This window comes from Teredinibacter turnerae T7901 (assembly GCF_000023025.1).
GTDB classification, from domain to species: Bacteria; Pseudomonadota; Gammaproteobacteria; order Pseudomonadales; family Cellvibrionaceae; genus Teredinibacter; species Teredinibacter turnerae_B.
Window position 1 is genome coordinate 4959067 of record NC_012997.1, and the last position, 13293, is coordinate 4972359.

Below are 13293 nucleotides of genomic sequence, written 5' to 3' on the forward strand. Positions count from 1 at the left end.
CATCAATGAGACGGCGCTTACCCTCATGCAGGGCGCCGTCGCTGTAGGAGCTGGCGCAGCGCACCTATGTGTAATAGTGCTGGCGGCCAGATCCAAGTGTCCAACTTTAACCGTAGGCGACAGACAATGAGGGCGAGTAACGCCTGCATAGCGACAGCGATAGCAAACCAGAAAGCCACCGCAGTAATACCATAAGCATCGACAGTAAACAGCGTGCCAACAAGAGCCAACAGGGTGCAGGAAAGCGTAATTATCATGACGTTGCGCTGCTGGTTAGTCATCAACAACACCTGCACGCTTACCCCTGCGAGGAGTGCAACTCCTTGACCGATAGCCAATATCTGCAGCACTCGCAGGCCGCCGGCGTAAAACGCATCCCCGTAGAGCACGGCCATAAGATAATCGCCCCACAGCACCAGCCCCGCGATAACCACCAGCGTTGGCAACGCGAGCACCGTAGGTACCAATTGAATAACCTTTTGTAGCTGGCGCATGTCACCCCGTTGGTTCAATTGCGCGATCACCGGCCCTGTGAGCGCCACCGCGATCAACTGTGCAGTGCCCAGTAAACCAATAATACGCGCCGCGCCGCCATAGAGTGCAACCTCACTATCGCTGGCGAACATGCCTAGCAGCCAGATATCTGCGCGAGTCAGTACAATGTTGCCAAGGCTCGCAAAAAATATGGGTAGAGCCAAGCGCAACAGGCCCAGGTCGGGCAGGGCAAACGGCGCCCGGAACAGCTGTACCCGCCGCTGGAGAAGCGCCAGCGACGCCACCAGACTGACCACCATCGCACCCGCGGACACCTTGAGCACCATGGAAAGTGAACACTCACCCCAAAACCACACCAGGAACAGTAGGGTGGCGGCGATAACTATCCCGGAAAACGCGCCAGCAAATACCGACGCGGCGCGCATATCATGCAGTCCACGAAACGCCTCACCAACACTGCGCTGCAATGCCATGGCTATAAGCCAGATGGCCGTCAACCACAGCAGCGGCAACATTTCAGGCGAGTGGAAAACGTGTTCCGCCAGCCACTTGCCAAGCCCGGCCATAAATATCGCGCCAAACGTCAGTGCCGCGGCCAACGCGAGCCAAAGACACCCTTGCATAACCTGCCGCACCTGAGCCCGGTCACCGGCTTCCAGCGCTTCGGCGCTACGCTTTACCACCAGCTGTGGAATGCCCAACTGGGCCACAGTGCTGGTGATAATTACCAGGTTCGCGATAATAAAGTACACACCCATGGCATCGGGAGCCAACAATCGCGCCAGTAAACCCAATGTCACCACCTGGGTCAGAGCCACCACGAGTCGACTACCCAACACCCACAAACCACCGCCCAACATTCCCCGTTGGCGCCCTGGGCGGCCCTGCGGATTCCTCACGACACGACTCATACATGCGCCTCAGCCGAACGGCGGGTGCGCTGAATCAGATGGTGCAGTAGGACGCCTGTCACCCCCACAAAAGTGCCCAAGACTGTTCCAAGAATAATAAGCAGTAAGGTCAATTTTGGGATTGCCGGTTCTTCCGGCACCACCGCCGGGTCGACAATGCGAAATGCGTATTGCTTGTGAACGTTGGCAGCCACCACCCGCGCTTTCTGCGCTTTCACCAGTTCATTGAGCGACGCTTTTAAATCCATGGACGCGGTGCGCTGGAGCTCCTGATTGAGATAAGCGAGCGTCTCTTCTGCCTCGCGAATGGCGTTCGCGCGCAGTACTTCGTTTACTTCGGCAACGATTTTATTCGCCCACTCGGCCGCCAGTTCAGGTTGGCTAAAACTGACCGATATGCGAATCAGGCCTGATTCCGCATCCTTGCCCACATCCAGCACCCGACGTGAAAACCGCTTGTAGGCCTGCCACAGGGTGGGGGCTTCGGCGGGTAGTTTCCAGTTTTGGGTTTGCGCATTCCACTGCCCGCGATAAAGCACAGGCAGCAGGTTGTTATCTTCAATAAAACGGTTGATAAAATCCCGCGACGTGATCATTGCCAGCGCTTCGTTGGAAGGCAGGTCCACACCAATATCTGGGACTGCGCTGTCGCTGCCTGGGTCGGTTCTCGCCACCGCATTTGCCTCGGCAACCACCACTTCGGCGGTGTACTTCACTGGCGTGATCATCGCGAGCACGGCGAAGGCTCCAACAAAAACAGCGATCACCACCAACAACACCCATTTAGCACGCCAGAGGGCGCCGCCAATATCCACCAAGTGAAGCGACTCTGGAACAGAGCCCAGTTCCAGGTAATACCGGTTGGGGTTTTCTGAATTCGACATAATTCCCTACCAGTTCACATTGATGTTTTCGCGGTGTTCGATCGCTTCCGCCGTCTTCCACGCTGCCGCCGCGTTCACCATAGCCGCTGTTGGCGTTACCAGATTCGCGATTATGCCGGTGATGTCCTGCCAACGACGCAGACCCCGTATTTTTTCCACATTGAGTGGAACCACAATGGTGTCTCCGGGTTGGACCTGGGTTTTGCGCCAGCCAGATTTCAATTTCTTGGCGGACCCATCAGCGCGAACCAGATAGATCAGCTTTGGCTTGGATTTACTGGTAATGCCGCCGCTGAGGCTCACATAATCCATCGCGCTGAATTTATCTTGGAATAAATGGCTGGTTGGCCGGTGGACTTCACCCACCACGGAAACCGTTTCCATCACCGGCGGAATATAAAGCTGATCACCGTCAAACAAGGTGATATCCGCGTCGGAGAGCTTGCCGTGGTTTGACTCTGCCACCAATCTCGGCAAATCGAACACCAGCCGCCCCATAGGCTCCGCATCGCGCAGCAAAGTAACCACATCGCTCGCCACCTGCAGAGATTCCGCCGGGCGAATGGTTTCGTCTGCGCGTTCCAGAATGGTGGACTTCAGCCCCAGTTCGATTTGATCGGCAAGTTGTTGCAGCTCGCGCTTTTGCGATTCGCTAATGGATTCACGCACCAACACCGCGCCGGCTGGAAACGCCATCACGGTCAGACCTCCGGCACGCTGAATCAGGCTGGATAGCTGCTCACCGGGCGCAACCCGATACATTCCTGGGTAGCGCACCTCGCCCGCCAGCTGCACCGTATGCTGTTCGCTGTATCGCGGGTCACGCTTGACGGTGACCGTATCCCAGGGTTGCAGCATCGGGTTGTCAGAACCATCACGCACAGACGCCAACGACACGCGGCGATGGGTAACCAGCGGATTGCCTGCTGCATCCACCCCCGCTCGGGACAGTTCCAGTTGCGTTGCAAGCCCTTGCTGCGGGCCTTGCGCCTGAATTTGGCCCGCGAGTGCCAGCAGGTCACTCACTCGCATATTGCGGGTAAGAGGGTAGGTGCCGGGTTCGGCCACCGCGCCATTTACAGTCACCAGGCGGGGCGAACCATACGTCTGTTGCTGCAGTTCGTTAATTAATGGCAGCAGCAAACTGCTGCGTTGCCCTGGTGTGCTGGTCGAAAAGAGATAGAGAGAATCGCCCGCACGTAATATTGGGTCGACCTCAGTACCGCTAGCCTGCAGCGCCTGCGCGGGTGACACGACCAATAACTCAGGCCGCAAAGCGGCACTGGCACGCACAAGCAATGCCGTAGCACGGTCGGTATCGTGGCGCAAACCCGCGCTCGTAAGCAGCGTACTCAGCCGCAAACCTGGCTGGAGTGCGTAGTCCCCCGGTTGCAGGACTTCGCCACTGACGCGAACCTGCTGCGCGAGCTCGAATTGCTGACTCACAACAGTTACCTCATCGCCGTCCTGGAGCGCCAAATCACGCCCTCGACCGGTGGCGAGATCCACTTGCAGCAGTTGCTCGCCATTATCGCGGCGCACGCGAATATTGTCTTGCAGGGCGCCGCTTTGCAGGCCGCCCGCCAGTGCAATCGCCTCGCTGATAGACGCCTTGCCAGTCAGCTCGTAGACTGCCGGACGCTTAACCTGCCCACTGATACTCACCAGTTTTTTTGCCACGGGCACAAACACAGTATCGCCCGCGAGCAAGCGCGTATCTTCGAACTCACCCGTGGTTAACAGGCGATATAAATCGAGTTCTGCTAACACCTTGCCGCCGCGTTCGACACGCACGGTACGGAAAGAGCCAATGTCGCTGATTCCGCCTGCTGCGGCCAGCACGTCCACGACCGACGCCAGTGAACCCACCACATAACTGCCGGGCTCACCCACTTCACCGAGCACCCGGACCTGTATTGAGCGCAATGCGCCCATACTCACATGGGCTTCGGTACCGATAAGTTTTTCTGCGTAGAGCCCGGCCAGCCGCTCCTTCACCACCTGAAAACGCGAACCCGCCACGGCAATGGGGCCCAACTGGGGCAGCTCGAGAGTGCCCTCTCGGCTGACCGTATAGGTATCGCTCGCGGTTTCAGCTCCGGTGAGCTGTACGCTAATCTGATCACCCGCGCCGAGCACATAGTCTTCTGGAACCGGCAGGTTATCCAGCGACTGAACCTGCGGGTTACTGCTGAACAATCGGCTGCCGAAACGTTGTAAGGTCGTGGTGTCAGCGTTGTCCGCCGGGAGTATGCTCAAGCTCGGACTTTCGCCCTGAAACAGGGGCTCGCCTTTCAGGCGCAGTACCGCCTCGCTGGCAGAGAGACCCGCGAGCGGAATTTCCGCCAGCTTATCCAGTATCAATTGGCCCGCGTCGTTTACCACAAACAAGGATTGCCGTTTGAGCAGTGGCGCCGCCGGACTCTGGCTGTCTTCAGTGAGGGTTAAATAGAGGGTGGTGCCAGGGCGAATTTTCAGCACTTCGGCACTGCTGCTAGCGGAATCGTCTATCGCAACCTCCGGCTCATCAGCGACGGCGATGTATTCTTCCAGCAACTTGTCCTGCGCAGCGGGCGCGGCTTGCCGGATTTGCTGGGCGGGTTCGGCTGCCGTGCTCAGCTCCGCCACCAAAGAGAGAGTCAACGCAGTTAAACTGAAACAAAAACTGCGTTTAACGCTGTTCCTTATCATCATATTCAAGGCTCTGTTACTGACCAAAACGGTCAAAATAATGGGCTGGGCGCAACCTGCTCTCCCCGCCATGTAAATCCAGTGGACGATTCACCAGTTGGGCGACATCGTCGATATCGTTGCGTGCATCCATTGTGAAACGCTGGCCCGCGCTTTCTCCGAACGGTAATACCAGCGTCAACCCAAAACGATGCTCACGTTCATCACCGTCAACCGATGTTGGTGTTTCACGATCGTCCAGTGGATCGTCAATCTCGCTCAGACTACTCCACAGCTGCACCGCTGTACCATTAGAGAACCGGTAACCCGCGCCCAGCCACACGCCTTCATCGCCCGCCACAAATCGACCGGCCAGTAAGCGGGCATAGGCTCGGCCAGCCTGGAGATTCACTCCACCCAAGGCCGAGGTTGCGTAGTGCTCGCCAAGCGAAAAAGCCGCACTCTCGCGGGCGTTAATTCGATCGAGCCGGAATTCCAGGTTCAGCCAGTCCAGGCCGCTGGGAATTATTGCCTGTACACCTGCACCGGCCAGATATTCGTCCAGCAAACCTGCGCTAAACGCCAGCCCCCCGGCGTGATTGCCGTGACGCCAGCCAAAAAAAGCGCGCTCCAGGCCCGCCCGCTTGTCGTGACGCCGGGCATCCAAATCGAAAATACGCGGCAGATCACTCACGCCAGCAGCATCGGCCGTCGTTTGTTCATTGTCAGCCAACTGCCAGCGCAGGTAGCCGCTCACGCCCAACTGCCAATGGTCGCCCGGTTGCCAGCCTGCGTGCAAATAACTTTTCCAATCCGCATAAAAATCGCCATCGTTTTGCTGGATGCGCGAATCTATTCCAATCGGTTGCAGCACCAGGGCGATATTTGGTTCAGGTGAAAGTCGCCACCCCGTCAGCAGGCCCGAAGCCAAATCCATTGTCGCCGACCAGGGCAATGAAAGTTCGCCTGAATGCGTTTGCGGATAAGTATCGCAGGCATCGGGGAACGTCGACGCCGTCTGAATCAATTGCCTGCGCGGCAGCATCCTCTGGTAGTAGCGCGCCAGTAATGCGCGAGAAAAAACTAAACAGTCCAGCTTCCCGGGAGCGCGCAATCGCACCCGTATTTCACGGATCTCGGGCGGCGCAGACTCGTGTACGATCCGCACAACCCGCCCAAGATTCTCGCCAGAGCCAGTTAAATAATGCCCCGGTAACGACAACCATAGAATCTCATTTTCGACGGTAAGCCGCGTGTCCCTATACCCCTGATTTTTCAGTAGCCCGTCTATCAAGTCAGTGTTCACTTGTGCGTAAACCACCATACTTGCCAGCATCGAAATTGCGATCAGCACGCACCCAGCAGACTGAGGCAGAGCGCGGAAAATTGCCACCCACCCCTTGGGCGAGCGCGGCTTTAACAAAGTTTTACTCATCTGGTCGTTAAGCTTTACACAACTCGTTATACTTATTGGTATAGGCGCCAAGGCTTATCCTATTAACACGTTAACTTATACACATTAATTTAAGTGAGTTAACCTAAAAGAGTGATGCACTCATGCTTGCAGGTAAAAGGCTTTACCTCTATTCCGATGCTAATGTTGTTGGCGGCCACGAAATTCTAACTGCAGCCATCGCCAATACCCTGGCCACGCGTTTTAGTTGCGAAGTACATTTCGCGTTTTACGCTGAGGCCATCGCACCTTTACTTAACAGCGCGGTGCAGCCTCTGCGATTGCCTTTTCACTGTAAAGAGCCGAAATTCCGGCATGCACATCAGTGGGATACAACCTTGCTGCGGCAACAACTGGATCAGATTCAACCGCAGCTCGCAGTTATTTCACAAGGCTATATCGAGTCTGGCCTGCGCGGACTACTCGCCGCTCGACGTGCCGGCATTTACACCGGCTCGTACATTCCATTTGGCCAAAGCAACCGAGAGCTTGGTAACCGCTTCGCACTGCTACGCGACCTTATAGGCGGCGCATTGTACCGGCTCAATGCGTTTTATTTGACTATCAGTCATTCACAAGCCGCGTTTTTACAACAGCGCATCAATCACCAGCCTCTGCGTATCGTGAACAACCCGGTCAACCTCAAACCGGAAGCCCCAAGTCCACCTCCGGTCCAAACCGATTTTACCACCGCCGATGTGCTTCATCTGGCAGTCATCGGCCGCGTTAATTTCAAACAAAAAAATCAAGCGCAACTTATAGCGGTAGCGCAACAACTGAGAACCCAACGCCAACAAATAAAGTTTCACATTGTTGGCGATGGCCCCGATTTGGGTCAGCTAAAACACGCTGTCGACAAAGCCGGTTTAAATAAGGCGTTTAACTTTCATGGCTGGCTCAACAAACGTGAGCTCGCCGCACTACTGCAGCAGCAGATTCATTGCGTGCTGCTGCCTTCTATCTACGAAGGATTGCCACTCGCCTTCCTGGAAAGCGTCTACCGCGGCAAGCCCGTAATATGTTCCAACCTGCCTTTCGTAAACGACTACAACCTGCCCGCATATATGCGCTTTAACCCACACCGATCCTCGTCTATCGCTGAGTGTATTCGCCAGTTTCCCAAGGCTTATCGCCAGCAGGATATGCGGGAAATACAGCATCAGGTATTGCAAATAAACAGTACCGATCAGTTTGACAGCGACATCGGCTCCGCTTTCGCCGCGCTTTTTGCCGAGGCAGAAAAATTTGCGTAACCCCACTCGCTAACGAGATCGCGGCCAAGATAGTCACTGAGCGCTTCCACTTCATTGACATAACGTGCGCGAATTTTCTGTGCGAGCGCTGGATCGAGTTTTTCTTTTACGGCCCCGGCAAAAATAATTTTGCGATAACCTGCACGCAAGACTTTAAAAATACGTTTGCCAATCCGCTTGCGCAGAATCTGCTTAACACCAAATAACCGCTTGTCTAAAAACTGCTTCAACCGCCTGTTGCGTACTTCCACCTGGGCGTTCACTTGCTGCAGTTCCATCGCGGCTGGCGGCGTTAAACCCAACCAATCCCACAGCCCGCCCATAACTTGCGCGTTATCCACTTTAAAATCATCGTATATCACGATTTTTATCTGGCTCACCGGAAACAACGCAGTAAAGCGCTTAATATGCTCCACATAGCGCAGGCGTTCGCTGTAATACAAAAAGGAGGCATCGAAAACATGGCGCGGCAACTTTTCGCCGCGGCGGCGCTGCGGCTCGAGGGCAAGCGCGTCCTCCAGAGACGTCACTTCCTCAAACGGGCAGCTGTTGCGCAATAGTTGCTTGTGGTAAGTAAATAAAAACTCGGCAGGTTCACGCAACAGAATAATGATTCGCGCATCCGGATTAAACTGATGTATCTCTTCCGCCGCTTTCGCAGAGTATAAATACGCGGTAGACCCTTCCAGCCAATAGCGATAGTCACCACTTCGATACAGCGCCAGATAATTTTTTAATGTGCGCGCCTGTTTGCTCAAGTGGAAATATTGCGAGCGAATGTCCGAACAGAAGAAACTCGGTTCTTTCGCCGAGCAGGCATTTATTTCAGGGTGCTGCCGTAAAAATGAAAACACCGCACTGGTACCCGATTTCGGCTGGCCGACAATAAACAAATTAGGTTGCGGTTGTGCTGTCATATTAAGCCTCGACCCAGTGCTGCAAGTCGCAGCTCAAAAAATCCTCGAGACGCAGTGTATCGTCGCGCAATTTAGCTGCTAGCCAGGCGCGATCATCTGCTGTCACCACCTCACGTGCGGATTTGTCCAGTGGCCGATAGAGATGATTGATCATCTGGCTGTTTTTGATTCTACCCAGCATGGAGGCAAAGCCAAGATCCCGCGCTTTAATGGCTGCAAGTTTCAACATTTTGGCGAGAGCAACATTCTTTGGTTGTCTCGCCTCTCGAACCTTTGCGCCAAAATCTACACAATCTAGCGCATCTAAGCCAAGAAACTCAAACACGGCATACGCATGTTCCCGAGGGTGCTGTTGTAGATTTTCGAAAAAACTGATGTGTAGGAGATGCGAGGGAATCTGTTCGCTAAAACGCTTAATTGGTTGATAATAAAGACTGCTTTGGATAATGCCAGGCCGTATTTGAACGGCCTCTTGCAACGGGCAATTGATTAAACCACTGGCCCGCAAATAGAAGTAGTGAGAAATGCTACGCTCCACCGGGTGGCGCAGTGTGGTCATGACCTTGGCTTCGGGAAAGTCCTGATGAATACGTATCGGCGCCTGTTCGTCAAACAAATAACCGTGAGAAATTTCGCCTTTAATACTTGCCGTCGCTGGGGCAGCACGAAAAAATCCGCGATACCAGTCTTCACCGCGTGCGTAATATTTATCGAAATAATAAATATCTTTAGCATCCGGCACAAAACACTGGGGATGATTCGACAACACATTATAGAGCCACGTGGAACCGGATTTATCGGGCCCGATATACAGAAAATCGGGCCCAAAGTTGGACGCATGTTGCATTTAGGCCGCGACTCCACGCCAGTGGCTTAAATCGCGTGCAAGTAGCGCTTCCAGCTTATCGATTTCCTGCATGTAACCCTGTTCAAGCGTGCGCCGGGTAGTTTCCTCAAGCGCAGGCTTGGTTAAATTTTTATGCTTGAATTTAACATACGCATCCAGCAAAAACCGCGGTGTCACAGGACGCAGCGCGGCTTTGAGGGGGGACGGCTTGGTAAGAACACTATTGAGCCACGCATTTTTGGGCTTACCTCCCTGGTTGTAGGCAACCCCAGTTTCCGCCTTAAATGCCGGATCCACCCCGAGAAACTCAAACACGTCCCGGACCACGCTATCGACATTATGTTGCAGATCTTCCTGCAAAATAATTTTTATATTATCGCGCGAAAAGTGTGCAAAATAGCGCTCCAGCTGTGCAGAGTAAAACCCCATGCTGCGGTAGTGCCACAGGTGCTCCCAATTATTGGCGATGCGTTCCGGCTCTTGCGCCAGGGCCGCTTGAAAATCGCCGAGCGGCTCACGCCCTTCCCGCAAGGTATACAGATAACTCGAATACGCACGCTCAACAGGGTTGCGCAACACTGCAATTAATTTTGCGTGCGGAACTTTAGCCGCAATATTTTGCGCAGCACAGGGCGAATACAAATAATTAGCCGATGCCTCACCCACGGCCGTATTATCGCCAGCTTTGTCGAACAGCTGACAATAGTCAGCCCAGCTGGTAACCGCTTTACGGTTAATTTCACGCTCATCACCTGGGCCTGCAAATGTCACCGCCTGCTCGGGAAACGCAAAATACATGGGTTCTTTGGGGTTGCTCAAAAACACCTGGGGATGCTGACGCAGATACTCGTACAAACTCGAGGTGCCACTGCGAGCAGCGCCAATGATAAAAAAATTGGGAAGCGTAACGGACTGACTCATGATTGGACGTGCTGCGATGTTTCCAGAAGTTGTTCACGTGCGGCGGGCAAGCGTAAAAACAGTTCAATATCATTTTTAAACACATTCGCCGGTTCCGCTTGCCAGGCATCTGCGAGCCAGGCGGCGTAAGTTTGACAGAGCTGAGTGACTTTTTCTGCGTCACTCCCGTTCATGGCTTGCGGGTCCATGGGCGGGAATAGCTCGACCTCGACATGCCCATGAGGGTTGATTCGGCTCTGTACCGGAATAACTACAGCGCCAGCACCCACAGCCAATTCAGCAAAGCTACTACGTATTGCGCGCTGTTTGCCGAGGAAATTCACCATCACTGAAGAGTTGCCACGATACCCATCTGCGACAATTTGTACCATGCGGTTTTTGCGCAGCGCCTTTTGACATTTAAACAGCGCTTTTAGCAGAAATTGCTGCTCTTCACGCTGCCCCATGACTAAACACTCAAGGCGCTCGGACCAGCCGACTTTAGGCAGGAAACCGTAACTGTTGACCCGGTCCAGTGTTAACAGACTATAGCCCTTCCGTGCCAAAAGCACGCCGGCGAGTTTGCCTCCACCGTAATGACTGTTGCACAAGACAATACCTCGGCTGCCGAAGTACGCATCGAGGAGGTGTAGATTTTTAAAAGTAACATAGCGATCAAAAACTGCCTGAGGAGCGACACTCAGCGCATGTAACCGCCAGTTCGATAAAAAATTAACCTGAACAAAAACTTGTCGCATGCTCACTGACAAAGAACCTGTGTCCAAGTAGCGAGCCAAACGTCTGAGTGGGCCACAAAGACGAAAGAGCAATTTGCTGCTCCCGGGTAGTGTCCAGAACATACTAAGCCCGCGAGCACCTATGCGATAGGGGACGGCTCGCAAAATGCGTCGCACCAACTGATGCCGCTCCATTTGATCGACTCGTGCCCGGCCTTGAATTTGTGAAGTATCTACCATCAAAACGCCCTTTACCAACGCTGCTAATAAGCGCCGGATCTTTTTACAACCACGCCGAGCGTTTTCACTAGGATCACCACGTCGTACCACAAGCTCCAGTTTTTGGAATACCAGGTGTCCAGGTTGACCCGTTCATCATAAGTGACATCGTTGCGTCCGCTAACCTGCCAAAGACCAGTAATACCTGGCCGGACTCGGGAATAGAATCCTTGCTTATCGTGATAACGTAAAAGCTCTTCACGAACGACAGGCCGAGGCCCTACCAAGCTCATATCGCCTTTAACCACGTTCCACAACTGTGGCAGTTCATCCAGACTGGTTTTGCGCAGGAAATTCCCTACGCGCGTCACGCGCGGGTCCTGCTTAAGCTTGTAATCGCGATTCCACTCAGCGCGAGCTTCCGGATTATCCCGTAAATGATCCCGCAACAATTGGTCACTATTGTTAAACATACTGCGAAATTTGTAGCAGCCAAACAAACGCCCATCGCGCCCCACACGCTGGTGGCCGTAGAAAACATGCTTGCCACTGGCGCGCACCGCCAGCGCTATTACCGCCAACACAGGCGCGAGTGCGATGATCAACGAAAGTGACAGCACCAAATCGAAACTGCGTTTAATCAGGCGGGGAATAAAGCGTGCTAGGTTGTTCTGCACCGTGAGCATTAACACATCGTGGCGAAAAACATGAGTCATCGCCAGCCCAATCATCGGCACACCATCCATACGCGGCGCGATGGTAATACTGGAGTAAGACACGTTCGCTTCGTATAGCAGTCGAATGATGTCCCAAAAGTCGGCGGAATCCGTCGCTACCACAATGTGTGGATTACCCAGTGCTTCGAACAATCCAGACGTTAACCCGTTTATATTTCGCACCGGAATAGAGTGGCCGTTCACGTTAATATGTGTGAGTGGCTGTTTTTCCGGCGCAGAGCGGTCTTCGGAAAAATTGATAAATTCAACGATATGCGAACCTAGCAGCCAATCGCTTTGAATAGCATCCGCCGTGCGGCGGGCATTCTCACCCGCCCCTAAGATAACCGTAGGCTGAGCCCAGATACCACAGTTATACATAATCCGTTTAATGCCGATACGAAAAATAGGTACCAAAACCAGCGCGAGGCACCATGTAATGAGTAGACCCAACAGCAGTGCACGGTTGCCCACCAGACCCGCCAATACCGACTGCACAGAAATCGCGACAAACACAGCTTTGGATACCGCGCGCAGGGTGTCGGCGATCGATTGCTTTTTGGCATAGTTACCCTGCAGCCAGTTGTACATTAAGTAGACTGTGCTGACGAAACCAAACTCCCAAAGCGACGGCAGCAAGCTGCGTACAAACTGCGACCCCTGGCCGGTCCAGATAACATAAATAGCGGTAACAAAAAGCAGCGAAAGTGCGAGCGCAAATGCATCGCCCAACAACAAAAACAACTGATGAATCAGATGAGCGCGGCGTAAGCGCAACTGCAAACGACGCGCGGTTCCCGCCTGATTGCGCGTGGGAAATGCGAGAATGTTCTTGCGTTGCATAAACGCCTGGCGCCGATCAACACCATCAAATGCCCGCCTGACACTGCGCTGGTCCAACCAATAGTCCATCACTGGTAAATCACCAAAATCCTGGGCCTCTGGGCGCGCAGGATTTTCTCTCCGACGCGGCAGCGCTGACAAATCTATTCCTCGGTCCATTCCTGTTCCACTGTAATTTCCAATAAGAGCTCACGTCGAGCTGACGCTCTTGACCTGCTGCAAGGTGTCGTATCTGTCGCACCCTTAGCACTCGTTCTATCAGAAGCTGAGCAATTATTATTCCCAATCGGTTGAATGGACTTTTTGTACATGAACTAAACATCAGGGCCGTTATTTCAGGTACTTATTTCATGCGACGCCCGCCTGTCGCTTAAAAATCGCTCATAGTCAAAACAGGTTATCCGTTTTTGCTGTCAGCTTATTTTACATAGCCGCGCATCGTTGCAGT

The 13293-nt window shown here is 53.7% G+C and carries 10 protein-coding genes; 1 reads left to right on the top strand and 9 read right to left on the bottom strand.

Annotated features, from left to right (window positions below; genetic code table 11):
- Positions 1-23: 23 nt before the first annotated feature.
- From TERTU_RS19985 to TERTU_RS20000, 4 genes are read right to left on the bottom strand one after another with little or no spacing between them, the layout of a single operon-like run.
- Entirely contained in the window at positions 24-1406 is a 1383-nt protein-coding gene (locus TERTU_RS19985) for an oligosaccharide flippase family protein (RefSeq protein WP_228378211.1), read from the bottom strand.
- The gene (locus TERTU_RS19990; protein WP_015820788.1) at positions 1403-2290 is read right to left on the bottom strand and encodes a Wzz/FepE/Etk N-terminal domain-containing protein; all 888 of its coding nucleotides are present in this window, start codon (positions 2288-2290) and stop codon (positions 1403-1405) included. The genes TERTU_RS19985 and TERTU_RS19990 overlap by 4 nt, the downstream gene beginning before the upstream one ends.
- Before the next feature lie 6 nt (positions 2291-2296).
- Entirely contained in the window at positions 2297-4984 is a 2688-nt protein-coding gene (locus tag TERTU_RS19995; protein WP_015820150.1) for an SLBB domain-containing protein, read from the bottom strand.
- Between the two features lie 13 nt (positions 4985-4997).
- Positions 4998-6395, bottom strand: coding sequence for a YjbH domain-containing protein (locus TERTU_RS20000; RefSeq protein ID WP_015817694.1), 1398 nt, complete (start codon positions 6393-6395; stop codon positions 4998-5000).
- A 122-nt stretch (positions 6396-6517) separates the two neighbouring features.
- Between TERTU_RS20000 and TERTU_RS20005 the strand changes: the two genes are divergently transcribed.
- Positions 6518-7666, top strand: a complete 1149-nt coding sequence (locus TERTU_RS20005; protein WP_041590364.1) for a glycosyltransferase — start codon at positions 6518-6520, stop codon at positions 7664-7666.
- Here the strand turns inward: TERTU_RS20005 and TERTU_RS20010 are convergent.
- The 5 genes from TERTU_RS20010 to wbaP form a co-directional block, all read right to left on the bottom strand.
- The gene (locus TERTU_RS20010) at positions 7600-8583 is read right to left on the bottom strand and encodes a sulfotransferase family protein (RefSeq protein ID WP_015818834.1); all 984 of its coding nucleotides are present in this window, start codon (positions 8581-8583) and stop codon (positions 7600-7602) included. The two genes, TERTU_RS20005 and TERTU_RS20010, sit on opposite strands and share 67 nt — an antisense overlap.
- A gap of 1 nt (position 8584) precedes the next feature.
- The gene (locus TERTU_RS20015; RefSeq protein ID WP_015817256.1) at positions 8585-9430 is read right to left on the bottom strand and encodes a sulfotransferase family protein; all 846 of its coding nucleotides are present in this window, start codon (positions 9428-9430) and stop codon (positions 8585-8587) included.
- The gene (locus tag TERTU_RS20020; RefSeq protein WP_015819502.1) at positions 9431-10351 is read right to left on the bottom strand and encodes a sulfotransferase family protein; all 921 of its coding nucleotides are present in this window, start codon (positions 10349-10351) and stop codon (positions 9431-9433) included.
- The gene (locus tag TERTU_RS20025) at positions 10348-11088 is read right to left on the bottom strand and encodes an LpxL/LpxP family acyltransferase (RefSeq protein ID WP_228378212.1); all 741 of its coding nucleotides are present in this window, start codon (positions 11086-11088) and stop codon (positions 10348-10350) included. Before TERTU_RS20025 ends, TERTU_RS20020 begins: the two co-directional genes overlap by 4 nt.
- A gap of 242 nt (positions 11089-11330) precedes the next feature.
- On the bottom strand, positions 11331-13004 hold the full coding sequence (wbaP, locus tag TERTU_RS20030) for an undecaprenyl-phosphate galactose phosphotransferase WbaP (protein ID WP_015817629.1): 1674 nt from the start codon (positions 13002-13004) through the stop codon (positions 11331-11333).
- Positions 13005-13293: the final 289 nt, after the last annotated feature.

What these genes read in the sequence shown, in the direction of transcription:
- TERTU_RS19995 (WP_015820150.1), bottom strand. Translation starts at nt 4,984, where the DNA reads ATGATGATAAGGAACAGCGTTAAACGCAGTTTTTGTTTCAGTTTAACT.
- TERTU_RS20010 (WP_015818834.1), bottom strand. Translation starts at nt 8,583, where the DNA reads ATGACAGCACAACCGCAACCTAATTTGTTTATTGTCGGCCAGCCGAAA.
- TERTU_RS20025 (WP_228378212.1), bottom strand. Translation starts at nt 11,088, where the DNA reads ATGCGACAAGTTTTTGTTCAGGTTAATTTTTTATCGAACTGGCGGTTA.
- TERTU_RS20020 (WP_015819502.1), bottom strand. Translation starts at nt 10,351, where the DNA reads ATGAGTCAGTCCGTTACGCTTCCCAATTTTTTTATCATTGGCGCTGCT.
- TERTU_RS20005 (WP_041590364.1), top strand. Translation starts at nt 6,518, where the DNA reads ATGCTTGCAGGTAAAAGGCTTTACCTCTATTCCGATGCTAATGTTGTT.
- TERTU_RS20015 (WP_015817256.1), bottom strand. Translation starts at nt 9,430, where the DNA reads ATGCAACATGCGTCCAACTTTGGGCCCGATTTTCTGTATATCGGGCCC.
- TERTU_RS19985 (WP_228378211.1), bottom strand. Translation starts at nt 1,406, where the DNA reads ATGAGTCGTGTCGTGAGGAATCCGCAGGGCCGCCCAGGGCGCCAACGG.
- TERTU_RS20000 (WP_015817694.1), bottom strand. Translation starts at nt 6,395, where the DNA reads ATGAGTAAAACTTTGTTAAAGCCGCGCTCGCCCAAGGGGTGGGTGGCA.
- wbaP (WP_015817629.1), bottom strand. Translation starts at nt 13,004, where the DNA reads ATGGACCGAGGAATAGATTTGTCAGCGCTGCCGCGTCGGAGAGAAAAT.
- TERTU_RS19990 (WP_015820788.1), bottom strand. Translation starts at nt 2,290, where the DNA reads ATGTCGAATTCAGAAAACCCCAACCGGTATTACCTGGAACTGGGCTCT.